Raw genomic sequence first — 24,701 nt, forward strand, 5'->3', positions numbered from 1 at the left:
ATCATCTTATGACACCACTAACGCAATTTACGATTGAAATTCACGATGCAAATCATACCGTATTGGCAGCTACGTCTGATCAGGGGCAAGCCCAGCTTGTATATCATCAGCCCTATCAAGAGGGTGACCAAATTGTTGTAAAGAGCGAGCATCCCAATCAATATGTAATGTTGCAGCTTGATGATACGATGCCAGAAACGTTCGTATATTTAGCGACAACTTGCTATCGGCTTACGATTCCATTTGGAGAGAAGAAAATCTCCTATAATCCGAAATCATATAGTGGTGACATCCATGCCCTTAGTGTGCGTCTAGCGACTGAAGCGGAAATCTCCAGTTACAAAAATGTAGCGCTTAATCCGTTCGACCAACATGAGAATGACAGTTGTTATCCGCATGCGATTGCGAATGTGGAGACGCGTGGAGAGTCCGTGTTTGCCGCACGCAATGCCATTAATGGCAATTGTTTTAATGCAGGTCACGGGGCATGGCCATTTGAGTCGTGGGGCATTAACCAGCAAGATGATGCTGAAATGAGCGTGCAGTTTGGACGTACTGTAGAAATTGACTGCATTGCTCTAACGCTGCGAGCAGACTTTCCTCACGATAACTACTGGGAGCAAGTAACCGTCTGCTTCTCAAACGGTGATTGTGAGACGATTCATCTAACGAAAACGCATGCCAAGCAGGTATTTAAGCTTACGCCGCGTCAGGTAGAGTCATTGACAGTAAAGAACTTAATCAAGTCCGACGACCCGTCGCCGTTCCCTGCTCTAACGCAAATTGAAGCTTATGGCTATGAAGTAAAGTGAGCGAAAAAAGATATAGAACCTAACCTGTTGCAGACAGGGAGGTCTATATCTTTTTTTTTGGTGATGTTTTAAAATAATGTTGAAACTATATACCTTTTAAGGGAAGACATTTTGACGTCCCTTAATTCGCTTTTAAAGAAGATTATACATTAATCATTTTTTATACCTTTGTCTACAATAGTATGAAACTGGCAAGTGATCGCCTAAACAAACAGTGCTTGGCTCAAGCTGTTTAGCAAAAAAACGATAAAATTTGAATTGGAGTAGTCTACAGTTTTTTAGGTTCAAACATTATGAAATTGATTCATTTTAGTATGGGCTGCCTAGTGCAGCTCTTTTTGGTTCATTATTTATTGTAGCTAGGGAAGTAATCATTACAGGGATTAGACTTCTCTATTTATATTTTTTTGGCACGAAATACAATGGCTTAGAACGATAACCCCAGAAGCCTGTGCTCGAAATCAAACTATTGACACAAAAGTGTATTACACGTATAGTACACGCATAAGATGTATGAACCACTTAGTACACACACTTACCGTATGGAGTTGGTTGCATGACAGAAGAACAAAAATTAGGTGTCAGCTTTAATGTTCGAGAACCGGTATATATTCAAGTTGTCCGCTACTTTAAGGAACAGATTGCTACAGGGCAAATCGGAGCGGGAGACAAAATTCCTTCACGGCGTGAACTGGCATCAGTAATGAAGATTAATGCGAACACGGCGCAGAAGGCATATAAGGAGATGGAGGAACAGGGTTTGATCGTAACAGAAGGAAATTCACCGAGTCGAATTACACAGGATCAGCAAATACTAAGCTCGATTCGTGCTGAATTAATCGAAAGTGCAGTGGATATATTCATCAGTTCCATTCGGAATATTCAAATTCCAGTTGAAGAACTAGTAGATATCATAAAGACAAAATATACATCCGAGCGAAAGTTATCCCCAGAGGGTGGTGACACAAAATGATCCAAGTGAATCAGATGGTGAAGAATTATGGATTTAAGAAGGTACTTAATGGCGTTAGCTTCACTGCTGCCAGGGGAGAGATTACCTGCCTGATCGGAATCAATGGTGCCGGGAAGTCAACGGTGCTGAAGTCCATCATGGGACTGACACCATACAAAGGTGAAGTCTTAATCGATAATGTATCACTAACACCTGTGATGTATGAGAAAATTACTTTTATTCCAGATTCGTTAACGATGCCCTCCAATATGCGAATTGCTGATTGCTTGAGCTTTATGACTGACTTTTATCGGAATTGGAACGCTGAACGTGCAAAGGAATTGCTTAAGTTCTTCCAACTGAGTTCTTCGGATCGCGTATCCTCATTGTCGAAGGGAATGGCTGCGAAGTTAAATTTGTTGCTCGGACTTGCCTTGGATTGTGATTACATCCTAATGGACGAACCGTTCTCGGGGATTGATATGTTCAGCCGCGAGCAAATTGCTGATGTGTTCACGAGTGAATTGATCGAGGATCGTGGTGTGATTATTACAACTCATGAAATTAACGATATTGAGTATTTAATTGATAAAGCGGTCTTGCTACAGCACGGGAAGGTAGAACGTGAATTCTACTGTGAAGAAGTTCGCGAGCAGGAAGGTAAGTCCATTACGGACGTAATGAGAGAGGTGTACATAAAATGAGAGCTTTTGTGAAGCTATTGAATTTTGAAATGAACCGATTTGCCAAAATATATATTGGACTCATGGTGCTGACAGCCGCCTTGCAACTTGCAGCAGTCGCCATCGGTGCTAATCATTGGCTGGATTCTGCGAATGAGGCAATGAGAGTGAATCAATGGACCCTTGAGCAATATCACAATGTGACTGGATATATTCAGCTAAACAGTACGGTGTATGATCACTATAATAAACTTCTATATTTCGGACCCATATTTTTGAGCATAACAGTGCTGCTAATATATAGCTGCTTCATCTGGTACCGTGACTGGAGAGGTAAAAATACGGTAGTATATCGCCTGCTCACGTTGCCGTCCAATCGGGCGAATTTGTATTTTGCCAAGCTGGTTACGATCTTGCTATTCGCCTTTGGATTTGTCGCCCTGCAAATTGTCCTTGTTCCACTGGAGAATTTGATAGCACAGTCGATTCTTCCTGCTGAATTATATCGAAACATCTCGGTATTTGATTATTTGAAGCATCCTACTGTGCTTAAAGTTCTGATTCCGCCCTACTTTTCTGAGTTTGTACTATACTATGGACTGGTCATTACGGGCTTGATCGTCTTGTTCACAGCGATTCTAATGGAGCGGAGCTACAGACTGAAAGGGATCGGCTTTATCGTACTATACTTTGCGGTTCTAGCTGGATTAGCCTCAATACCCTATCTTATGGGTTATAGCAGATACGATAGCTACTTCTATCCAGGAGAAATCATAGGCACTTGTCTCGGATTAATAGTGATCATTGCTGGAGGTTCGCTTTGGTACAGCTTGTATCTATTGCGTAAGAAAATATCGGTATAATTGAAGGGTTATGGAGGTTAAGGTATGAGAAAATATATGGTTAACGCCATTCTTGTAGTGTTCGCGGTTATTACAATCGGGACGTATTATGTACAAGCTTCACAAGAGACACCACCTAATTATAAGCTGACGATGGTTCAAGGGGATGCTTCTCTCGTTGAAGGTATAGCTTTATACGGAAATTACATGAGTAAGGATAGTGTTTTTGGCATCGAACGAGCTTATATCACTACAAATGGTACAGATTATCCACATGAAAATTTAACGATAAGCCAAAGCTTAAACCGAAGACCAGTGAAAACGCAATTGGATAAATGGGTGGATCAGCATCGTCAGTTCATGCGTGGGAAGAACAACTTAGCTGGGTTCTATGAAAATCAGGACATACTTGCTTATGTGAATTGGACCGTAGATAAGCAGCAATCCAATGATCCATCAGCGAAGAAGAATGCAGAGCTCAGTATTTCTGTGCTTAACAAGCAGAAGGACAATACACAGGAAATCAGATCCGATATCAATGTAGATCATGATGTTTCAGATATCTTTGTAGAAAATGTACAACTTGTTGATCAACAGCTTGTTGCAATGGTGTCTTTGATTCACAGTGCCAAAGGTTATGTATCTGAACCGCAGATTATCCGTGTTAATCTAACAACAAAGGAGATTACGAATGAGCCGCTCGCGTTACTAGGAGCTAAATCTGTAGCAGCAAATGGGGATAATCAAATCGTAAGGTTAGCTAATCAAAATTTGGATCACACGGATCAATGGATTTTAAGTGTTAGTAAAGATAATCATAAAAAGGCATATCAAGTGGATGTTAAAACAGGACAAATCTCGCCGCTCACGTTCAAAGGGCATGAAATGTTATTGAATAATAATATTATGTATGCCTATGGACAGAAAATTTATTTCCTGCAAAAAGCTGCATCGAGTAAGAAAAATATAGGATTCACTGTTATTTCTTACGATCTCGTGAGTAAAGAATATGAGACTACTCTGAAGAATTCAAATATAGATTTAAGTGAAAACATTACCTATGATTTTAAACAAGACTATCTCTATATTGTGGGTCATAAGAATTTTAAAGGTAATCGTCTATATGTATTCAATTTGAAAAGCGGTAACCTTGAATACGAAGGAAAAGCAGTATCAACAGAGGCTGCAAATCAGGCCGAAGATGAAGCTAACATGGATTTGAATTTTATCGATCTCGGCCAGTTAGAATAGAAAAATAGAGATAAAGAGATATAAAAAGGCAACAAAGGCCGAGCTAATGACTTCTAATAGTCAATTAGCTCGGCCTTTTAGTTGAAAACTAGAATACAAAAATGATGTGGAAACTTAAGAATTATCGGGTACGGACGGTTACCTATCCAGACATAGAAAAAGGAGTACCTCCCCAACTCTCGAATAGGTTATTCGTATATATGTTTTTTCAGCCATTGTCTGAAAACCTGCAACTGTTCCTCAGTATGGAAATAGTGTTCTCCATTCTCCATTACTTGCAAATTACAGTTAAAACGTTTATTAAATTCAGATACAACGTCAAACTCACATACGTTATCTTCTGAACCATAGAGAATGGAAGTTGGAATATTCCAAGCAACAATAGGATGTTCTTTCACATAACAGTAGTAGTCCCAGTAGAGAGTTTGTCCAATAGGTGTAGCAATTTCTTTCTCTATTTTTAATCTACTCTCACTTACGTTAAACCATGTCATCATATTATTTATAATACGTTCCATATTTACCACAGGAGAGAGAAACAAGCACTGCTTCAACGGCTCATGGCTATATGCTAATAGGCTAAAATACGCTCCCATGCTACAAGCAAAAAGGCTTATATGATTTGATAACGATTTTGCATAGGTCATAATTGTATGAAGGTCTTGAACACAGTTCTGAACGTTGCAAAGGTAAGTATCATCCTTACGATCACCATGTTGAGGTAAATCAAAGCTAAGCACTTGATATCCTAATGCTGTTGCTTCTTCTGCAAATACAATAATCGAGTCATCAGCCTTGTTTGACATGTTACCATGCACCACCACAAATAACTTATCTGATTTGTCACCCCACAAAATCGCTGGAATATTTTCTATTTTCAAATTATTTTTTATCATTATAATTTATCCTCCATGATATTAAATCATTGCTGATTTATTTAGTTGCAACACCATTAAACTAATTAGTGTTGAATGAAGTCAAAGAAATGGATTTCCCATATAATACCTCCGAACCTGTATATATGGCTTAATTATACTATGTGTTTTCTATTAATATATTAATTTTCAACATCTATTTAAACGTAGCCATTTTTTTAAGCAAAGGTCAAAATTTTACCCGTGGAAGGTCATAATCCGTCCTTGGGTCTCTCCTTCTCGCTGAGTATGATGGTATCAACAATCAGATATGTGGAAGGAGCATGTTTCAAATGGGAGAGCAGAACCAGAACAAACAAGGCAGAGGGCGCCTCACCATCCCTACCGACCTTGATGTCGTAGGAGAAACGCTGAAAACGATGGAGTTGTGGGGTGCTGATGCTGTGCGCGATGCAGACGGCACAACTTTCCCGCAAGAGTTAGCAGAATGTGGAGCGAAAGTATACGCTACTTACTATACAACCCGCAAAGACAACAATTGGGCGAAGGCAAACCCAGATGAAGTACAGCAATGCTATATTTCAACGAAATTTGTTCCTGCCACAGGCGCTGAACTTTCCATCCGTCTGTTAGAGGGAATCAGCGAAGACTTATTGCAAGTCAACAACCGCGATGATATTTACCGTTGGTGGGAAGTTATCGATCGTACCACTGGCGAGGTCGTACCTACGAATCTCTGGAGCTATGATGAAGCTAGCGGCTGTGTAATGATTACGAACACGATACCTTACCATGAGTATAGCGTGAGCTTCTTAACCTATCTGATTTGGGATCCCGTTCATATGTACAACGCCGTCGTGAACGATTGGAAAGATTTCGAACGACAAATTACGTTTGACGTACGTCAGCCTAAGACACGGGAATACTCCAAAGGCAGACTTCGTGAATTTTTGCGGGACAAGCCTTATGTAAATGTAGTACGATTCACAACGTTCTTCCATCAGTTCACGCTTATATTCGATGAACTGCGTCGGGAGAAATATGTGGACTGGTACGGCTATTCCGCGAGCGTCAGCCCATATATTCTCGAACAGTTCGAGCGTGAAGTTGGCTATAAGTTCCGTCCGGAATATATTATTGACGAAGGGTACTACAACAACCAGTATCGGATTCCGTCAAAGCAATACTTGGACTTTATGGCCTTCCAACGTCGCGAAGTGGCGGGGCTCGCTAAAGAGCTCGTTGATATTACCCACGAAGAAGGTCGCGAAGCGATGATGTTCTTAGGGGACCACTTTATTGGTACTGAGCCTTATATGGATGAGTTTAAGACCATTGGGCTGGATGCAGTCGTCGGCAGCGTCGGCAATGGTTCAACACTGCGTCTAATTAGCGACATTCCTGGGGTGAAATATACAGAAGGGCGCTTCCTGCCATACTTCTTCCCGGATACGTTCCATCCTGGCGGGAATCCAACGGCGGAAGCTCAAGAGAACTGGTTAACGGCAAGACGAGCTATTTTGCGTAAGCCTGTAGATCGCATTGGCTATGGCGGTTACCTGAAGCTGGCGCTGGACTTCCCAGACTTTGTTGATTATGTAACGCAAGTTGCCGATGAATTCCGCGATTTATATGAGAAGGCACGCACGAAGCCGATGTGCTTAGCTAAAGTTGCCGTTCTGAACTGCTGGGGGAAAATGCGCTCTTGGGGCTGCCATATGGTGCATCATGCGCTGTACCAGAAACAAAACTACAGCTATTCGGGCATTATTGAAATTTTGAGCGGAGCTCCTTTTGATGTATCGTTCATTAGCTTTGACGACATTCGTGAGCAGCCGCAGCTGCTAAAAGATATCGATGTCATTATTAATGTCGGTGACGCTGACACCGCACATACCGGCGGTGACAACTGGAAAGACCCGTATATTGTTGAGCAAATCCGTGCATTTATTGCTGGCGGAGGCGGCTTTATCGGGGTAGGTGAACCTTCTGCGGTTCAACATCAAGGTCGTTTCTTCCAGCTGGGCGATGCTCTTGGCGTTGAGCTGGAGCGCGGCTTCACCCTCGGCTACGATAAATATAATTGGGACGAAAAGCCGTCTCACTTTATTACCGCCGATATGAATGGTGACATTAACTTCGGTGAAGGCAAGAAAAATGTATACGCAACGAGCGCTGATATTTTAGCTTGCAAGGATAAAGAAGTGCATTTTGCAGTCAATAACTACTTCGGCGGTCGATCTGTCTATATCGGTGGACTGCCGTATAGTGCGGAGAACGCCCGCTTACTGCATCGTGCAATATTATGGTCATGCAGCAAGGATCACGAATTGCACAATTGGTTTAGTTCGGATGCCCATACGGAAATCCATGTCTATCCGGAAACAGGTACGTATTGTGTTGTCAATAACACGGCAGAGCCGCGCAACACGACTGTGTACGCGAATGGCAAGAGCTTCGAATTGGAGCTCAAGGGCGGCGAATTGCGTTGGTTTGATATGTAAGTTTACGTCGTATTACAATTGAATAACAATTAGATTAGGCTGGGCAATTAGTGAGATAATTGTTCCAGCCTAATCCTGTTTTTGGCTGACATCATCATCACTTATTGCTACATTCATTACAGCCACTCCATTAATAATCAGATCGCTTGATTCTATAATATTTTTATGAAGTCTATAATTTTGAAAATGCGAATTCATCGAAAGAAAGGGATGGACATGATGGAAGGTAGGAGTGAAGAGCGCGATAGATATATGGAAGCCTATCATGTATGCGACAATGTAAAGTTATACAGTAAATATTCGTCGCGAAACAGCACGCCGAGCGTCATTTTTATTGCCGGATTAGGTGATAGCAGTGAGACATGGGAGATCGTGCAGAATCGAATATCAAAAGCAGCGTCGACCTTTTCTTATGATAGAGCAGGTATTGGCAGAAGCCAATCCGTATCAGGAACACGAACATGTCGTTGTTTAGTCGAAGAACTTTCCGAATTGCTGCAAGTGCTTAACGTAGAACCTCCATATGTATTGGTGGGGCATTCCTTTGGCGGCTTAGTCGCTAGATTATATGCAGGCCTTTATCCGCAAGACATATGTGGAATCGTGCTGGTAGATGCAGCGCCTGAATACAAAGAGTTGGCATACGAAAAGGTGCTTCCGAAAGAACGGATTGTGGAAAATAGGGAATATCTGATGAACCCATTGCAGAATAGTGAGCGAATCGACAAGATACGAAGCTATGAGCAAATTGCCGAACATGTACAACTATATGACATTCCACTCTCTATTATCATAAGAGGGTTGCCCGATGAGTACCATGAAGGATGGCCTCACATGGAAATATTAGAAATGGAACAAAAGCTGCAATCCGAGTTTCGGCGATTATCGACGTCAAGCAAGATTCGAATAGCCAATCAGAGCGGACATTACATTCATCATGATGAACCTGAGATCGTAGTAGAGGAAATCATGAATATGCTAGAGGAGAGTAAAAGTTGAGCAATTCTCTCAAATCCCCGTAGAATGGGTATGAACGAGCCACTCTACGGGGATTTTATACATAAATTATAAAAATGGCACAGAATGCGACTCCTATATCACAACTCTATGCAATATCGAATTTCTTCTGCTTTCTGCTCAAATCCGAGCGACTCATACAATTGCAATGCTGTTCGATTATCGGTTAATACCTCAAGGCTCGCACGTGGTATGTCATGAGACTTCGCATATTGGAGTGATTGAGCAAGCAGGAACTTCGCAAGGCCCTGTCCACGCCATTGCTCGCGAACGAATACATTTTCGATTTGGGCATAATCGTCTTCTTTCCACGTCAATAGACCGGCGACGACGGTATCCCCTTGGCGGACAACCATTGAATTCCAGAGCGGGTACTGCCTGTATTCATTCAGTCTTTCCAATCCAAGCGGATTATCTGGCCAAATTTCTGTGTCGATATCCAGATAGGCATGAGCTTCTTCATCTGTATCCAAATTCCAATGAGAAAATTGATAACCTTCAGGCAATTGCAATTCTGGGATAGGTGCTTCTATCATTCTTTTCATACGATATAGACTAATCAGATGACGGAAACCACGCTGCAGGAAGAATTGACTGTTCACCTCTTCAGTTGAATCATTACCAACACAGAGTCTCGTTCCGTATTCGGCAGGAAGTGTTGCCTTCAATTCAACGGCTCTTGCGTACAGCAGCTCATAAATGCGGGCAAGTAATACATAATCATGCTCACGTTCTGGGATCGCTTTGATATTAACGTAAATGGCATGCTTGTTCTCTTGAGCGCGACCGGGCGGTACAATATTGATGATGCCGACTTGTCCCTTGGCAACCATCTTGCCATGATCAAAGGCACAATACACGTTGCTCCAGTTCGCTTCCTCGCCGACCCACCAAAATATCGCATCTGGACGCGATGTAACAGATTGATATAACTCCCCTAATAATGGCATGTCCTCTTGCTGAAAATGACGAATCTGCAATTCAGTCGTTGTATGCTCCATTCAATACCTCTCTCTGTAAGTAGTAATTTTGTGCTGGCAGGTTGTTCTGCTCCTCATCCACTATAGTATACAAAAATTGGGTTGACAATATATCCCTCGATTGTGTATCATCTATTTTAATATCCATCTAATTTAATGATTATCTAATTAAATTATTGTTTAATTCGTGCATGCTCTACGGATACTGCAACATTACTTAAATAAGTTGAGGAGGAGTGAATGCCTGTATGCAGTTAGACAAGGTGGTTGCCTATCATAAGGCGTTGGCGGATCCAACACGTGTCAAGATGCTCATCCTGCTTGCGGAAGGTGAGCGGAATGGTCAGGTGTTAGCGGAGAAGCTGTCGGTTACTCCTGCCACGATTACTCATCATGCGGCCAAGCTTCGCGAAGCGAGCCTTATCAACGAACGAAGAGAGAAGAACACGATTTATTTTTCATTAAATGATTATTTTCTAAAAAATAATGCTGCTGCGGCTATCAATCTTATTTACCGCGGAGCTGATGGAGGTATAGGGATGTTGAATGAGGAGCAGCAGCGTTTGAGGGATTCGGTGATTCGCAATTTCTTCTCGAAAGAGGGCAAGCTCAAAAATATCCCGTCTCAGTTGAAGAAGAAGCTTATCATCCTAGAGCATATGGTGACTAATCTGGAGTCGGGACGCAGATATAGCGAGAAGGAAATCAACGAATACATTAAGGCCTACCATGAGGATTTCGCAACGATTCGTCGGGAGTTCATTATGCATCAATTTTTATTCCGAGAAAAGGAGATTTACGAGCTGAACCCGCAGGAAATGTGGGCAAAGTGGGTGAATCTTGCTTGAGAACGAGAAGCGACTGTTCTGCTGGATACCGTGGGAAATCTGCAAGTATCCAGCGATTTTTCAATCAGATCGAGCAAGGCGAATTGCCGGTTCATAGTTTGATCGTGTGTCACCATGGTTCTACGATTGCAGAGTTCTGGCGCGAGCCGTATCGCAAGGATTGTCCGCAACTGTTGTATTCCTTAAGCAAAAGTGTGACCTCCATTGCGGTTGGTATTGCATGGGACATGGGATTCATTCGTCTGGACGATCTGGTCATTTCATTCTTTCCCGAGCGGCTGCCAGAGCGAGTATCCGACAAACTATCCGCGATGACGATCCATCATCTGCTATCTATGACAGCAGGTCATGAGGGTGATATCTACCCTGTTGTGGCTAAGGAACAGGACTGGGTCAAGGCATTTCTAGCGCAAGAGGTGGATCATGAGCCGGGTACTCAATTTCAATATAGTACACATTCGACCTATATGCTGTCTGCCATATTGGAGCGGGTAACGGGGCAGAATCTAGTAGACTTTCTCATGCCTCGATTATTCGAGCCGTTAGGCATCGCTAGACCTGTATGGGAAACCTGTCCGATGGGAGTTACTGCTGGGGGGATGGGGCTGAGTCTAACGACGAGTGACGTAGCGGCATTCGGTCAGATGCTGCTGAACAAGGGCATGTTCAAGGGAAAGCGCATCGTGTCAGAGCAATATATCCAGATGGCGACAAGCGAGCAAAGCGATAATCGCAAAGGAACCAATCGAATCGATTGGGCTCAGGGCTATGGCTATCAGTTCCATCGCTGTCGAGACGGCTGCTTCCGAGCAGACGGGGCATTCGGTCAGTTATGCTTTGTCTCTCCGAAGGATGGGATTGTCATTGCTGCGACGGCTAGCTATCCGACCATGGATATGCTGCAGACACTTTTGAATCTCATTTATGAACATCTCCTTGACGAAGTTGACAGCAGTGGTGATACTCGGGAGCATCCGCATACAGATGTGCAGCAAGAGGGTCATCCATTAAGTATTGATTTTTCCAGTCAGTGGCCTTCCGTTGAGTCTTGGTCTTGGACGGTTCCGTTGCACAGAGAAGCGCGGCATACAGTAGGGGGAAAGCATGCCCAACAAGTACTGGAACTGCCGGAACTGCATCAGCATGTGTACGTCATGCAACCGAATGCTAGTGGATTGAAGCAAATTCGCTTCGATGATCAGAGTGAGACGGTGCAGCTTTATTTGCTATATGGAGATGAGCGGGATATTGCTGTGCCTATAAACGCAGCGCAGCCGATGCGTACGAAGGCTGTATTTTACAAAGATCTATCCATGTCCCTGCAGGAAGTCGTTGTGTATGCATCCTGGGTGAGAGAATGTACCCTGCAAGCGAAGCTATTTTATATCGAAACGCCTTACGTGGTGACCTATATCATGAAGTTCCAGCCGCAGTCGATTGAGTTGGAATTTGCTATCAATGTGTCTTTTCATTTGTCCAACTTTATAGCCGTTGGTTACAAGGAAAGTTTGTAGCTTGTAGTATGCGCAGTGTGTGGCTTGAGTTACGGATGGCATAACGTTTGCATCATGGATGTGATTGCGTATAATTATGGACAGCACGATAAGGGAAGGAAATGACACGATATGAACCAGAACTCCAAGAAGAGCATCATTGATAAATTAAATTTGAACAAATACCCGATGAAATTAATCTTAAACAAACCTGACGATATGTCGGACTTCGATGGGTTGGATTATGACACTGCGATCAAGGGGGACAGCTATGATCTTATTTTTGCCTTCATCTACTCGCTAGAGCAATTTACAGAGCTGGTACAAATGGTTATCGATAAGCAGTTGCTGAACAGCAAGGGATATCTATTTACCGCTTATCCGAAGAAAAATAATCCTAAATACGAGCAATATATTGAACGCGACAGCTTCTTCAGCATCGGATTCGTTAATGAGGAAGGCTATGTAGGAAGCAGCGATATTAAATTCGCACGGATGGTCAGCTTGGATGACGTCTTTACCGTAATCGGCTTGAAGTCCGAAGCCAAAAAAGCAGCCAAATCAGCATCTCCTAAAAAGAGCCAATGCGTTGATGATTATGTTGAGCATGTTGCAGATATTCAGGCATATTTAGCAGGCAGTGCGGAACTGGAGTTTTACAACAGCCTGACACCGGGATATCAAAAGGACTGGGCGCGTTACGTGTACAGTGCTAAGCGGAAGGAAACACAGGACAAAAGGCTTGAAGAAATGAAGGCGATCTTGGCCGAAGGATATAAATCTTTTGATTTGTATCGCAGACGGGATAAGTAGTGCATCATGTGTTTGTGGGGGAGAGACAATGAGTCACGCTTTTGCCAAAGAGATACATAACTGGGATTCATGGGGAGCGGTGTATCAATCGATTGAAGATTTTCGACAGCTCATCGAAGTCATCTACCGAAAAGAAAACCTGAGCTGGGCAGAGCATATATTCCATGTAACTCCGGGTACAAATGCGGTATTTCGTGCCGGCAGCTATGTGATTAAGATATTTGCACCCAAGGAATCCGGAGCGAATACAGATGCGGATTATCAAGCAGAAATAACTGCTATGGAACGTGCTATCCAGCAGGGCATCCACGCACCGAATGTGATCGCAGCGTCCTATATTCAAGATAAGTATTTGTTCCGATACATCATCATGGACTTTATTCAAGGTCAGGAAGCGGGGAAGGTGCTCTCAGGCTGGACATTAAACCAGAAGGAAGCGTTCGTGAAGCAGCTGCTTGCTAATTTGGACAAGCTGAATACGTTGCCTTCGGAGCAAGTCGATGCAAGTGCAATACAGCAGAGGGTTGTACGCAATACGAGATGGAACTTCTTTTCAGAGTCCATTCGGGCGCAAATTGCTGAAATCGTGACACAAAGCCCGGTATCCCAGCCCGTATACGTACATGGAGATATTACAGCGGAAAATGTGATGGTGGATGATGAAGGCCAATTATTCATTATCGACTTTGCAGACAGTACGATCGCTCCTGCCGAATATGAGTACCCGCCAATCCTGTTCTCCTTGTTTGATTTTGATGCTGATCTGATTCAATTGTTCAGGAGAGAGATAGGATGCAGTCGTGAAGTATTTATCGATAAGCTGTTTCTCGCGATATTGCTGCATGAATTCGGATTTGTATTCGTAAAAATGATTTGTGAGAAATATTCGGATCAGGAAGCGCAGGCCTTAACGGATATTTACGAAGTAAAGAGAATGCTGCAGGCGCATCTGCCAATGTGATGTCAACGACAATTGAAGATGAGCAATAAACGAAAGAGAGCACACCGAACTCGTAGGGGAGCCGGATGTGCTCTCTTCTTCGTATATTTAGAAATAGTCAGAGAAGTATGGGATCTGCCGAATAATGAGCTTCTCCAGCAGGTCGATGGTGGCCTCGTTGGCTTGGAATCGACCGATTTTCGCCAAGTAGGATGGGCGCTTGTATCCCATAAGCATCGTGGTCAAGGTTTGAATATCGAATTCAGCATCCCGCTGATTCCCGCCTTTGGTAAGATGCCCGTTGCCCTGCTCATCTACCGTTAATGTAAATACTCCCTGATTCCATTCCAGCATCGGATCATGAAGTACGAAGGTGAAGCTGCATTCAGCTTCTTGCGGCTGGAACGGATACTGCTCCAGGAACAATCCGATATCCACGATTCGTGCCATATAGTATGGCGCAATAATTTCTTTAATATCGCTGTCCTCGAGCAGGAACGCAAGCGGCTCATCCGTGTAAATATGTCCCTTTACACGGGTCACCATGGAGAAATGTGCGCTAATAAAGTTCCATAACCCGTTGCGTGCCTCTTGATTGACATACACCATTTCTTTCATATAGAACACTTCTTCAGCGATCCAATAGAGCAAATATCCTGTCGGTTCATGGTTGCTGTCATAATAGACTGCGACCGTCATGTCATCGAGATCCCAACGGAGATATTCTTCCCATGCCAGATCGTTGCGCAGCATAGCGCCGTGTGTCAGCAGGGCGAAGCGATGATAGACTTGGCGAACATCAGGATGCTCAATGGTGACGCGTTCGACATTGCCAGGAACTGTCTTGAGCTTCGGTAGCTGAGTGTCCTTCACATCGAATGAGATTTTATCAGAGATGATTTCCCAGCCTTTGCGACGGTAATACGGGATGGAGTAAGGATATAAGTAGGACACGGATTGCTTGCGCTTGCGCATGTTCGTCAGTGCTTGACGCATTAATTTATTCATTAAGCCAAGATTGGCGTATTCTGGGTAGGTTCCGACACCTGTTAATCCACCCATTTCGTAGATTTGACCGAATATATTCACTTGGAATGGATACACGGCGAGTTGGGATATCAGCTTGTCTCCATCGAACCATCCTAGTACATCGGCCTGCTTCAGTATGGGCAGCTTCGCTTGCGCGATTTCGCGATTCTCCCATCCAAGCGCCTGCAGATCATGATTGGTCACTTGGAATACATAGCGCAGCAGAGCGTTGAATTGCTCGCCGTGGCGGATTTCAACGTCCCTCATTTTCAGTCTCTCTTGCAGCTCTTGGCGGCTCATGAATGAGAACCTCCTTTTCATGGATGAATCACCTTATATTATCTTACACTAATTTCCCATGCTTCAATCATGCAATGGTGTGCACTCTGGAGTCTGTGATAATAAACAAAAAACGCCACCACAGGATGTGATGGCGCTGCATTCTGCGACATATCGCTTACTTTCGTTCCATAACGGCAAAGTAGTTATTCTCATCGTCAGCAAAGTTGAATACCCTTGCACTAGGCATTGTCACGACATCACCAACTGTAATGCCTTTGTTCTTGAAATCTTCATACAGTGCATCGAGATTGTCGGAGAATAGCATGATCGAAGGAGTCCCTAGGTTGAGTTCTGGCTGCATTTCGGCAATAAGCTGCTTATTGTGGAGCACGAAGGATGTCTGTGCGCCTTGTGCAGGAGCAATTTCAATCCACTTCATTCCATGCCCGTTGTTATCTTCCGACACGACAATGAATCCGACTTTTTCTGTCCAAAATTGCACCGCTTGGTCTTGATTATTGACATACAGCATAACTTGTCCGATTTGATTGATCATGGATCATTCTCCAATTCTAACGTTTTGTGATTGAATTCTTATCGATCGTACAATTTTTAGGCAATGAATGCAAGTGGAGGTGAGTAAGTAAGCAACCCTCTATCGTAGGCCGGTATATTTGGATATTCCTGAATGTGATTGGAATCACAAAGTATGTAAACAAGTTCAATATAATAGAAGTACGTGGGGATGAAGTCTAAAAAGTCATAAGGGAAGTCATGAGTATGAGTGTATACTTTCGTGATAGTTGAAGGATTGACTTTGTCTAGAATGGGGTAATGAAGGTACTAAAACTAAAATTCAGGAGAGTGAGAACTCATGCAGAAAAATCACGTGACCGAGTATCAAGAATATGTAGAGAACAAATTTACGAAACGAATTATTCATAAGGATGAGGAAAATGTGATATTCGTACTGAACTTCAGTCCGGGAGCCGAATTGCCGAAACATCGTCATCCGGGAGCAAACGTCAATATTCTAGTTCTGGATGGAAGCGGGATCGTGAATAGTGATGGCGTGGAGACAGGAGTTGCTGAAGGTGACATCCTTCATATTACTGGTGACGAGAGCTTCTCTTACCGCAGCGGAACAGATGCCGTTTCCTGTCTATATGTCGTGTTGACGAAAATGCCGAGTGAGCGCTACGCCCAAAATATTTGATCAAAGCGTTGGATGAAGCTGTCGATGGATTCGTGCCCCGAGATCAAAAAACCGTTATTTTGAAAAGAGATTGATCAAAATAACGGTTTATTATTTGATTAAATATAAATTTTCATATAATAGTTTGATCATTTCTTATTTAACTAAAGCACCCGATCGTTTAAGTTTATATATTCACAAACTTTCCCCATAAATGGTTATTATCAAAAACAGAGAAACCCAATATGGATAGTAGAGGTTTTTGCTTTCTGAATGGTCTTATCCCTAAACCCTTTTGTCGTCTGCGCCCGGAATAAGTCTTTCCATCATTCAGCTACTTTTGGATGTAGCATGAATTGGACTGATTTTATCCATTGCTACTCCTTGCTTTTTATATTTAAAAATAAACAAGCCATTGACTAATAAAACCAATGATCCAAATGCCAATGCTGCCGTAGAGTTCCATTCAGAAATCAAACCAGATAGTATAGTCGCTATCATTGCTGCAATTCCACCAAAAACGTATATGGAACTTCGAACCCTGGCGATCAAATAGTCTGGAGTAATCCCCTGTTGAACAGTTATCTGAACAACAAATGCCATAGAAAGTGCCCCATCAAAGATTATCATTCCGAAACACATGGTGATAAATGAATTTGATATCAATAATAAAATACCAAATGAAGATATAATCATTAAAGTACTGAGAAGATATAACCAGTTTGCATTTTTAAATTTGTTCATTATAAGTACGCCAACGACATTACCTATACCAGCACAAGATAATAGTATTCCAATATACTCTTCTGAAAAATGGAGAGAATATTTAGAATGAATGGTAACACTAAGCACAATAAAACTGGTTGAAAATCCGAGAACCAAAGCTGAAATCGTCGATACAATTTGAGCTCCATTAGCATAGAGGTACTTTACACCTTCTTGGGAATCCCGAATGAAACTCTTCAGTTTCTGTTTTCCCTTCATGGGCTTATCATCCGTTTCCTTACGTACATTTCGGTATTTTATAAGTAAAATAAATAACATTGAAACAAGTAATAAACTACCGGATTTACTACCCTCCTCTTATTTAAAATCTGATTAATCAATCTGCTAGACCCATAGAATATCCTCCTTGCAATATCAATGTCCAAGTCACTTTCTTCAGTAAAATCACCCCTACTATATGAGTGGCAATTGTATTTTTGTATTAAATACTTTGTCACTCTATCAAATAATACAGTTTCGTTCATAAATAAACTAACGCCTCCGTTAGTTGAACAAAAATCATTATTTTTACTCATTATCCTACTAAGACAATAGCTAACAATAATGCTGGCTTTTCCATTTATCTAAAGTTTATTTCCTTTACATCATTTTTTTGAGGTATGGAATCTTTCGCCATACAAAATGACTTAGCAAAAAACTTAGAATGATTCCTAAAAATGCCGTTATAAGAAATTTAGCCATGACCGGTATTGGTAGGTCATTCAATGTATATTGAAGGAACACAACTACTGGCACATGGATGAAATAAACAACAAATACATTGTTTGATAACCTCTTTGACCAACGATTAGTGCCGTTAATTTTTTCTCTAAATAAAATTAGAAGACCGATTACAAGCGAAATACACAGTAACGTCTCAATTAATGATCGAGTCAACGAACCGAAGTTTGGCCCCCCTTTTAAAAGAAAAGGATCTACCGTATTCCCTCCAAAATACAAAATAGTTACTATTAATACTCCAATAATAAGCCAGATGTATCCTACTCTCGCACTCAAAGTTAAAAACCATTTGCGATGATAGGCCATAATGCCTAAACAAAAGAAACTCACATACTGTGGTACATGTGCAAATTCTGTTTGAATAAATCCTACGAAAGCTGTCCAATGATCAATAGGAAACCATATCCTTGTAATGAAAGTCACTAAACTAACGATCAACCACAAGGAGAGAATCTGATAAACCTTAATGTTTCCATCAAATTTTTTTGTGGATTTCTTGGATGTAAAGAAGGTCCAGACTGAAAACACAACCGCATACACAAGTAAATGCTCTAAAAACCATAAATGTCCAAATTGCATATCAGGCCATGATGGCCCGGACCAGTTCGAGGGTTCATTACCAAGTCCAAAAAATATATTAACATAGTAAGGAAAATATGAGATGGGTTCATAATTTCTGAAATTAATGTAGTATAAATACATCAGAATAGGAATTATCACGAGAAATCCAAGTAGTAATGGAATCCCAATTCTAATAAGCCGTTCTTTTAAAAACCGTTTCGGCCCTTTTCTCGCGATTGATTGAGGGAGAAAATAGGCTGATAAAAAGAAAAACATACTCATAAAAAATGCTGCATTTACAGAGAAAAACCTGCCCAACCAGTTGATAGATTCATCATCCATAAAATACCACCAACCACCTGGTCCATATGCTTGTCCAGCATGGTGAGCTACTACAAGCATAATTAAAGCTATTTTTAGATTATCGATGAAATATAAACGATCGCTCTCTTTATTCACCTATAAACCCCTTTCCTATTAAAAGTTACACTGAGATAATAGCAATGTATTTTTCACCACTACAGGAAAATAATTTTATAAATGATCAATGTTTATTTTAAATAAGCATACTTTGTTTTTAATGATCAATCTTTTTTATAAGGCTACAACTTGGATGGTATTCTATGTCTTATCTTTGGGGCACGATAAATTCGGAACAGTTAGATCATGCTTCGTTCTCTAGCATTCGAATGGAGCTGGGAGTTCCGACGCAAAGCCGAAGTGATGCGCAATGATGTCCACGATCCGCTTGGAAGCTTGTCCATCACCAAACGGATTGCTAGACTTGGTCATGTCTTGGTAGGCCTGCTCATTCGCAAGCAGTCGGTTGGCAATGTTGAAAATCGTGTCTTCCTCTGTTCCGGCTAGCGCGACCATATTGGCGGCTACGGCCTCAGGTCGTTCCGTTGTATCCCGCATCAGCACAAGTGGCTTGTTGAATACCGTTGTCTCCTCCTGCAGACCACCGGAATCACTCATTATGAGATAAGAGCGAGCAAGCAGGTTAATCATATCTGGATACTCCAATGTGTTCAGCAAGTGAATCCGTTCATGTCCAGACAGTAGAGTATGTGCTGCATCCCGCACGACTGGGCTCATATGGACAGGATAAATGACAGCCGTATCAGGATGTTCGTCTACAAGTCGACGAATCGCTTGGAACATGTGCTGCATCGGTTCCCCATAGTTCTCCCGGCGATGAGCAGTAACCGTAATAAGTCTTCCGCGGTGGTGAATCAGCTCATTTAATGAAGCTTCATGGAATGTATAATCCTCTTGGTATGTCTGCAGCGCAGCATCTACAGCCGTTTGCCCCGTTATATAAATATGCCCAGCATCGTACCCTTCACGAAGTAAATTGTCCTTCCCAACTGAGGTAGGCGCGAACAGCAGATCGGTTACGACATCTACAATTCTGCGATTGACCTCCTCTGGCCACGGGGAGTATTTGTTATGGGAACGCAAGCCTGCTTCTACATGCCCGACAGGGATTTTGTGAAAGAAGGCCGCTAGTCCGCCGCACATCGCCGTTTGCGTGTCGCCATGAACAAGAATCATATCCGGTCTATCTTCTGAAATGATATTATCCAGCCCTGCGATTGCAGCAGAGGTGAAGTAGGCTAGCGATTGATTTTCCTTCATTAAGCTTAAGTCAACATCCGGTGATAACGAGAAATGAGAGAGTGCCTGATAGAGCTGCTCTCGATGCTGTCCCGTGACGACAACCTTGGTATCGAACCAATCGGAATGCTGCTTCAACTGTTGAACGACTGGGCACATCTTCGTCGCTTCCGGTCTCGTTCCGAAGATGACCATGATTTTTTTCTTTGTCTCCAATGGAAAGTCCCCCTCTAAAGAATTCAACCTACATTCCTCATATTACCATGGGTCGAAATGGAAGTCATATGTAAGGAGTATGCTTCCCTATATAGCATTTAACGGCATACATAACGTATAAGGGACAACAATTAATGCTGTCTTTTTTTTGCGCAGAACTAGTCATTTTACCACTAGAAATAGTAATGATACTCCCCTATTTATTTGTTTTATTTATAGCTACAATAAACTCAACTTCAGTAGTACACTTCAAACATTTTGATGCAAACAACATTAAATTAGGAGGGGCATTTAATGAAAAAATCATTAGTTCTTATGACTGCGGCTGCTACGCTCTTGATGGCTATCCCAGCATATGCACAACCATCTATTTCAAATGTGGCTCAAGCTAAAAGCTCTGTTAATGCTGCAAATTACACGTGGCATTTTGAAGTCAGTGCAGATGATACAGAGGATTCTAGCGCATTCTATCCATCTGGTGACAGATTAACTTTAACGGTGAAGCAATCCAGTAACGGAAAAACAAAAATTAAATATTGGCTTTATGAGGACAAGACTGATAAATTAGTAGACTATGCGACAGTGAGTGGAAACCATGATGAGAAGGAACCTGTGTTTGAAAATGTTCCAGTTGATACAAATAAGAAATACCGTGTAGAGGCTCAAAACAAAGGTAATAAAACAACAAAAGGAACAGCATACATCTCCTACTAAAATTAATTCTGTTGAAGCCCGTTATCTCCCTTTGTGGGAATTGGGCTCCTGCAAGATTAGCTCCTTTAACAAAAGAGCCAGTGGGCAACCACGGCGAGTATATTCTACTTTTCAACGAAAAGCCACCGATTAAGGGCCCAACCTAGTCTCGGTGGTTTTTTCGCTTGTTGTACGCTTCTTGAAACGCTTGGTAAAGCAATACGTTACTAATATTCACGTCAGCTTTAAGATTTTTTTCTAAAAAACAGAAGAGAAATCAGGATAATTACTAGAATTGCAAAAATATTAAAAATCACTTGGAATGTTCCAACTTGTGTCCGAGAAATAATAAAACCCATAATAGCAATAACTAGAACCACTAACCCCAAAAAGATATTTTTTTTATTCAAATTAACCCCTCCTCAATTTCACAAGGATTCAGATTCTAGCACATTTTCAGAAAATATATTATAAAAAATAGGAAAGCTAGAGTAAAGGTACGAAGAGAGGTTCCTATACAAAATGATTTTCTACATAGTTTTCATGGTAGCGTCAAGAATTTTGTGTAAATGAAAATATTCCTTTGCTGTAGGTGGCCACTGAAAAACTTGCATTTATTTAAGATACAATTCATCTCTTTTTAGGTAGTCAATTTGAATATTCGCTTTAGATTAACTGCGAATATCCCGCAAGGAACTCAACTTCTCTTTGACGCGGGAGAGAGAAATAGATACACTCTTTACAAGGTAAAATATGGATGTAAGACGAGGTTAGATGATGAACCAAGTTAATCATGCTCAAGAAATCGACTATCTCATTCGAATATATGTCATGTTTCAACGCTTGCTAGCAGGCGATCTCGACTTCGAACGTGTGCGGAACTGTGTGTTTCTCTTCATGGAGAGCTTTCTATATCTAGGCAAGGTACATGTCACTGTAGAGCAACAAGGCGATGACCGGCCACTCTCTAATCATCTTGTACAGGGATATGAATTTGTTCGTATTCGAAATCAGTTGATTCTTGTTCGTTACCACCTTTGGAAGGATCCTGACACACACCTCCTTTTGTGCGGATAGAAACGCTCAATGTAAGGAGGAGTACGAGAATGACAAGTAAATGGTTTGAGAGATGGAGCGAGAAATATCGCAATCGAAACTTGATACCTTACTTGGAGCAAGTGATAGAGATGAGGAAGATTCATGCACAAGCATGGAGTGATTCGGAAATCAAGCAGCGTGCGAAAACGATGAAAATGAGGGTTAGAGAAGGAGTAGCATCGGCTCGTGATGTCATAGAGGCAGCGGGACTGGTTGATGAGGCCGCATGGAGAGTGAAGGGAATCCGAATATATGACGTGCAATGGCTCGCAGGCATGGCTTTACATGAAGGCTGCATCATTGAAATGCAAACTGGTGAGGGTAAAACGTTAGCCGCCGTTCTCCCCGCCTTTTTGCATGCTTTGTCAGGGCGCGGGGTACATGTTCTTACATTTAATAATTATTTATCCAACAGAGATGCAGAATGGACGAGACCTATTTATGAATATTTAGGCGTGACAGTTGGCTGTATTACGGAGGGGCGCAATTCTGAGGATAGAAAGCGAGCATACGCTGCTGACATAACGTATTTGACAGCCAAGCAGGCAGGTTATGACTACTTGAAGGATTCGCTGGTTAGGGACACAGAGCAACTCGTCCAGCGCCCATTTCATGCTGCATTAGTTGATGAAGCTGACTCGATTCTGCTTGATGAGGCGAGAGTCCCTTTGGTCATTGCGGGTGAGAGGGGAGTTTCGAAGCGGGAGGCGGTGTCTTATGCAGGCATTGTTAAGCAGCTCATCTCTGGAGTAGATTATGAGACAGACAAGGAGTTTCGCAATGTATACGCTACAGACTATGGCATCGATAAAGTCGAAGCCACACTTGGTTGCGGCAATTTATACGAGGATCACAATATAAACGTACTGACCATGCTGCAATGCGCGCTGCATGCTGAGGCGCTCTTGAAGAGAAATGTTCATTATATTGTGAGGGATGGGCGAGTCCAGCTCATTGATGAATGTACGGGTCGAATCGCACAGCACAGGCATTGGCCGGATGGGCTGCAGGCAGCGGTAGAAGCGAAGGAAGGATTGGACATACGAGCGAATGGTCAGATACTAGGCACCATTACGCTACAGCATCTGCTTCATTTGTATCCAAAGAAATGCGGCATGACGGCTACGGCACAGTTGGCTGCTCAGGAGTTCATGGACATGTACGGGTTCCAAGTGATCTCCATTCCGCCCAACAAGACCAGTCGAAGAGTAGATGAGCCGCATATGGTATTTACCCATCGAGCTGCGAAGCAGCAAGCCATTGTGGATCAAGTTAGGGCTGTCCATCAGACAGGGAGACCCATCCTGATCGGAACGTCCAGCGTCGAGGAGTCGAATGAATATGCAGAAGCACTGCGTAGGGCTGGAGTGACCTGTCAAGTTCTGAATGCATACAACGACTGGGAAGAAGCTGCGCTTATCTCCAAGGCAGGAATGCTTGGGGCAGTTACGGTGTCCACGAATATGGCAGGCAGGGGAGTAGATATCGTCCTAGGCGGCGGAAGCTTGGAAGAATATAAGAAGGTGACGAGTCTGGGCGGCCTTTATGTAATTGGAACGAATGTACATGAGAATGCGAGAATTGATAATCAACTAAGAGGGAGAGCGGGACGTCAGGGGGATCCAGGAACTTCACGTTACATGATTAGCTTGGAGGATGATCTATTCATTCGCTATGACCTTGCTGAGGTACTGCCGCATGATCTCCTTGCTCGCAGGCAGGACGAGCCCTTGAATGATTCCCGAATCTTGCAGTTGATTGAGCATGTACAGCGAGTTGTGGATGGACAGCATCTGGATATGAAGAAGACGTTGAACAAATACGCAGATTTATTGGAGCAGCAGCGAATGATCTTGTTCAATCGACGCAATGAAATCCTGCATGGGAGACAACGACCTAACATTATTGCTGATTATGCACCAGAGCGTTACAGGCAACTGTGTGAACAATTCGGAACGTCAAGAGTCCATGCTGCTGAGAGACAAGTGCTTCTGGCAATCATGGATCAATGCTGGGCAGACCATTTGGCGTATGTCGCCTATGTGAAGGAAGGCATCCATTTGGAGAGCCTCGGAAATAACAATCCGTTGGATGAGTACAACCGACTCGTCATCGCAGCATTTGAGCAGATTGATGGGGACATAGTGCAGAGAGTGCTCGATCATTTTTCCAACATCGATTCGGGATGCATCGAGCTTCATTTTAATGATGAGGATTTGAAGATTCCTTCTGCAACGTGGACATATACGATAACGGATCAATTTTTCCCGAATCGAGTGAGTTTGTTTTAAGGTTTTAAGTTCAATATAAGCGGAAGTGATGTTGTTCACATTCAAGTGAAGCAGCGCGCTTCCGCTTGTTTTGATTACAAAGAAAAACTAAAAAGCAGTTCTTCTCTGATTGGTGTCGGCTGCGTGTAAATGTAAGGATTGTGCAAGCAACCGTAGTTGAAGACATTTGTGAAATTATTAGGGGGTTGCCTTATCGTGTT

Annotated in this window: 22 protein-coding genes; 14 read left to right on the forward strand and 8 right to left on the reverse strand. The window is 42.5% G+C overall.

Going from position 1 to position 24,701, the window contains the following annotated elements; genetic code table 11:
- Positions 1-8: 8 nt before the first annotated feature.
- The 5 genes from BLS15_RS15910 to BLS15_RS15930 all read left to right on the forward strand — a co-directional run bounded on the left by BLS15_RS15910 (position 9) and on the right by BLS15_RS15930 (position 4,540).
- Positions 9-812, forward strand: coding sequence for a hypothetical protein (locus BLS15_RS15910; RefSeq protein ID WP_021254850.1), 804 nt, complete (start codon positions 9-11; stop codon positions 810-812).
- A 556-nt stretch (positions 813-1,368) separates the two neighbouring features.
- Positions 1,369-1,785: a GntR family transcriptional regulator gene (locus BLS15_RS15915; protein WP_021254851.1), complete on the forward strand. Its 417-nt coding sequence runs from the start codon at positions 1,369-1,371 to the stop codon at positions 1,783-1,785.
- Positions 1,782-2,468, forward strand: coding sequence for an ATP-binding cassette domain-containing protein (locus tag BLS15_RS15920; protein WP_021254852.1), 687 nt, complete (start codon positions 1,782-1,784; stop codon positions 2,466-2,468). Before BLS15_RS15915 ends, BLS15_RS15920 begins: the two co-directional genes overlap by 4 nt.
- Positions 2,465-3,310 carry a hypothetical protein gene (locus BLS15_RS15925; protein WP_021254853.1) on the forward strand — a complete coding sequence of 282 codons (846 nt, stop codon included), beginning with the start codon at positions 2,465-2,467 and terminating at the stop codon, positions 3,308-3,310. Before BLS15_RS15920 ends, BLS15_RS15925 begins: the two co-directional genes overlap by 4 nt.
- A 24-nt stretch (positions 3,311-3,334) precedes the next feature.
- Positions 3,335-4,540, forward strand: a complete 1,206-nt coding sequence (locus tag BLS15_RS15930) for a hypothetical protein (RefSeq protein ID WP_021254854.1) — start codon at positions 3,335-3,337, stop codon at positions 4,538-4,540.
- Positions 4,541-4,728: 188 nt separating this feature from the next.
- Here the strand turns inward: BLS15_RS15930 and BLS15_RS15935 are convergent, their stop codons facing one another.
- Entirely contained in the window at positions 4,729-5,436 is a 708-nt protein-coding gene (locus BLS15_RS15935; protein WP_021254855.1) for an alpha/beta hydrolase, read from the reverse strand.
- 311 nt (positions 5,437-5,747) lie between these two features.
- Here BLS15_RS15935 and gnpA point away from each other — a divergent pair, with 311 nt between their 5' ends.
- Together gnpA and BLS15_RS15945 are read left to right on the forward strand one after the other, a co-directional pair.
- Positions 5,748-7,919, forward strand: a complete 2,172-nt coding sequence (gnpA, locus tag BLS15_RS15940) for a 1,3-beta-galactosyl-N-acetylhexosamine phosphorylase (RefSeq protein WP_090512454.1) — start codon at positions 5,748-5,750, stop codon at positions 7,917-7,919.
- A 186-nt stretch (positions 7,920-8,105) separates the two neighbouring features.
- A complete protein-coding gene (locus tag BLS15_RS15945; RefSeq protein WP_254777359.1) occupies positions 8,106-8,918 on the forward strand; it encodes an alpha/beta fold hydrolase in 813 nt (270 codons plus the stop codon).
- Between the two features lie 98 nt (positions 8,919-9,016).
- On the opposite strand, the gene BLS15_RS15950 is transcribed toward BLS15_RS15945, so the two are convergent.
- The gene (locus BLS15_RS15950) at positions 9,017-9,937 is read right to left on the reverse strand and encodes a GNAT family N-acetyltransferase (protein WP_028532494.1); all 921 of its coding nucleotides are present in this window, start codon (positions 9,935-9,937) and stop codon (positions 9,017-9,019) included.
- A 227-nt stretch (positions 9,938-10,164) separates the two neighbouring features.
- Here BLS15_RS15950 and BLS15_RS15955 point away from each other — a divergent pair, with 227 nt between their 5' ends.
- The 4 genes from BLS15_RS15955 to BLS15_RS15970 all read left to right on the forward strand — a co-directional run bounded on the left by BLS15_RS15955 (position 10,165) and on the right by BLS15_RS15970 (position 14,031).
- The gene (locus BLS15_RS15955; protein WP_028532493.1) at positions 10,165-10,764 is read left to right on the forward strand and encodes a DUF2087 domain-containing protein; all 600 of its coding nucleotides are present in this window, start codon (positions 10,165-10,167) and stop codon (positions 10,762-10,764) included.
- Positions 10,761-12,278 (forward strand): serine hydrolase domain-containing protein, encoded by a 1,518-nt coding sequence (locus BLS15_RS15960; protein ID WP_090512458.1) that lies wholly within the window; start codon positions 10,761-10,763, stop codon positions 12,276-12,278. Before BLS15_RS15955 ends, BLS15_RS15960 begins: the two co-directional genes overlap by 4 nt.
- A gap of 111 nt (positions 12,279-12,389) precedes the next feature.
- Positions 12,390-13,070: a YdeI/OmpD-associated family protein gene (locus BLS15_RS15965; protein WP_021254861.1), complete on the forward strand. Its 681-nt coding sequence runs from the start codon at positions 12,390-12,392 to the stop codon at positions 13,068-13,070.
- Positions 13,071-13,098: 28 nt separating this feature from the next.
- On the forward strand, positions 13,099-14,031 hold the full coding sequence (locus BLS15_RS15970) for a phosphotransferase (protein WP_021254862.1): 933 nt from the start codon (positions 13,099-13,101) through the stop codon (positions 14,029-14,031).
- Between the two features lie 87 nt (positions 14,032-14,118).
- Here BLS15_RS15970 and BLS15_RS15975 read toward each other — a convergent pair whose 3' ends face one another.
- Together BLS15_RS15975 and BLS15_RS15980 are read right to left on the reverse strand one after the other, a co-directional pair.
- Positions 14,119-15,339 (reverse strand): GNAT family N-acetyltransferase, encoded by a 1,221-nt coding sequence (locus BLS15_RS15975; protein ID WP_021254863.1) that lies wholly within the window; start codon positions 15,337-15,339, stop codon positions 14,119-14,121.
- A 157-nt stretch (positions 15,340-15,496) separates the two neighbouring features.
- A complete protein-coding gene (locus BLS15_RS15980) occupies positions 15,497-15,877 on the reverse strand; it encodes a VOC family protein (protein ID WP_028532490.1) in 381 nt (126 codons plus the stop codon).
- A gap of 318 nt (positions 15,878-16,195) precedes the next feature.
- On the opposite strand from BLS15_RS15980, the gene BLS15_RS15985 reads away from it, so the two are divergent.
- Positions 16,196-16,537: a cupin domain-containing protein gene (locus BLS15_RS15985; RefSeq protein ID WP_028532489.1), complete on the forward strand. Its 342-nt coding sequence runs from the start codon at positions 16,196-16,198 to the stop codon at positions 16,535-16,537.
- A 309-nt stretch (positions 16,538-16,846) separates the two neighbouring features.
- Here BLS15_RS15985 and BLS15_RS15990 read toward each other — a convergent pair whose 3' ends face one another.
- From BLS15_RS15990 to wecB, 3 genes are all read right to left on the reverse strand, one after another.
- On the reverse strand, positions 16,847-17,500 hold the full coding sequence (locus BLS15_RS15990) for an MFS transporter (protein ID WP_175460787.1): 654 nt from the start codon (positions 17,498-17,500) through the stop codon (positions 16,847-16,849).
- Positions 17,501-17,881: 381 nt separating this feature from the next.
- Positions 17,882-19,042: an acyltransferase family protein gene (locus tag BLS15_RS15995; RefSeq protein WP_090512462.1), complete on the reverse strand. Its 1,161-nt coding sequence runs from the start codon at positions 19,040-19,042 to the stop codon at positions 17,882-17,884.
- Between the two features lie 219 nt (positions 19,043-19,261).
- Positions 19,262-20,419 (reverse strand): non-hydrolyzing UDP-N-acetylglucosamine 2-epimerase, encoded by a 1,158-nt coding sequence (gene wecB / locus BLS15_RS16000; protein ID WP_028532486.1) that lies wholly within the window; start codon positions 20,417-20,419, stop codon positions 19,262-19,264.
- Between the two features lie 294 nt (positions 20,420-20,713).
- On the opposite strand from wecB, the gene BLS15_RS16005 reads away from it, so the two are divergent.
- Positions 20,714-21,133, forward strand: a complete 420-nt coding sequence (locus BLS15_RS16005) for a hypothetical protein (protein WP_028532485.1) — start codon at positions 20,714-20,716, stop codon at positions 21,131-21,133.
- Between the two features lie 224 nt (positions 21,134-21,357).
- Here BLS15_RS16005 and BLS15_RS29040 read toward each other — a convergent pair whose 3' ends face one another.
- Positions 21,358-21,522, reverse strand: a complete 165-nt coding sequence (locus tag BLS15_RS29040; protein WP_155987267.1) for a hypothetical protein — start codon at positions 21,520-21,522, stop codon at positions 21,358-21,360.
- Between the two features lie 696 nt (positions 21,523-22,218).
- On the opposite strand from BLS15_RS29040, the gene secA2 reads away from it, so the two are divergent.
- Complete coding sequence (secA2, locus tag BLS15_RS16015; RefSeq protein WP_036667079.1) at positions 22,219-24,501, forward strand: accessory Sec system translocase SecA2; 2,283 nt, start codon at positions 22,219-22,221, stop codon at positions 24,499-24,501.
- Positions 24,502-24,701: the final 200 nt, after the last annotated feature.

The sequence above is a fragment of the Paenibacillus sp. cl6col genome (genome assembly GCF_900102125.1).
Classification (GTDB): domain Bacteria; phylum Bacillota; class Bacilli; order Paenibacillales; family Paenibacillaceae; genus Paenibacillus_B; species Paenibacillus_B suaedae.

Coding starts and splice junctions, on each gene's coding strand:
- BLS15_RS15910 (WP_021254850.1), top strand. CDS start 9: ATGACACCACTAACGCAATTTACGATTGAAATTCACGATGCAAATCAT.
- BLS15_RS15915 (WP_021254851.1), top strand. CDS start 1,369: ATGACAGAAGAACAAAAATTAGGTGTCAGCTTTAATGTTCGAGAACCG.
- BLS15_RS15920 (WP_021254852.1), top strand. CDS start 1,782: ATGATCCAAGTGAATCAGATGGTGAAGAATTATGGATTTAAGAAGGTA.
- BLS15_RS15925 (WP_021254853.1), top strand. CDS start 2,465: ATGAGAGCTTTTGTGAAGCTATTGAATTTTGAAATGAACCGATTTGCC.
- BLS15_RS15930 (WP_021254854.1), top strand. CDS start 3,335: ATGAGAAAATATATGGTTAACGCCATTCTTGTAGTGTTCGCGGTTATT.
- BLS15_RS15935 (WP_021254855.1), bottom strand. CDS start 5,436: ATGATAAAAAATAATTTGAAAATAGAAAATATTCCAGCGATTTTGTGG.
- gnpA (WP_090512454.1), top strand. CDS start 5,748: ATGGGAGAGCAGAACCAGAACAAACAAGGCAGAGGGCGCCTCACCATC.
- BLS15_RS15945 (WP_254777359.1), top strand. CDS start 8,106: ATGCGAATTCATCGAAAGAAAGGGATGGACATGATGGAAGGTAGGAGT.
- BLS15_RS15950 (WP_028532494.1), bottom strand. CDS start 9,937: ATGGAGCATACAACGACTGAATTGCAGATTCGTCATTTTCAGCAAGAG.
- BLS15_RS15955 (WP_028532493.1), top strand. CDS start 10,165: ATGCAGTTAGACAAGGTGGTTGCCTATCATAAGGCGTTGGCGGATCCA.
- BLS15_RS15965 (WP_021254861.1), top strand. CDS start 12,390: ATGAACCAGAACTCCAAGAAGAGCATCATTGATAAATTAAATTTGAAC.
- BLS15_RS15970 (WP_021254862.1), top strand. CDS start 13,099: ATGAGTCACGCTTTTGCCAAAGAGATACATAACTGGGATTCATGGGGA.
- BLS15_RS15975 (WP_021254863.1), bottom strand. CDS start 15,339: ATGAGCCGCCAAGAGCTGCAAGAGAGACTGAAAATGAGGGACGTTGAA.
- BLS15_RS15980 (WP_028532490.1), bottom strand. CDS start 15,877: ATGATCAATCAAATCGGACAAGTTATGCTGTATGTCAATAATCAAGAC.
- BLS15_RS15985 (WP_028532489.1), top strand. CDS start 16,196: ATGCAGAAAAATCACGTGACCGAGTATCAAGAATATGTAGAGAACAAA.
- BLS15_RS15990 (WP_175460787.1), bottom strand. CDS start 17,500: ATGAAGGGAAAACAGAAACTGAAGAGTTTCATTCGGGATTCCCAAGAA.
- BLS15_RS16005 (WP_028532485.1), top strand. CDS start 20,714: ATGAAAAAATCATTAGTTCTTATGACTGCGGCTGCTACGCTCTTGATG.
- secA2 (WP_036667079.1), top strand. CDS start 22,219: ATGACAAGTAAATGGTTTGAGAGATGGAGCGAGAAATATCGCAATCGA.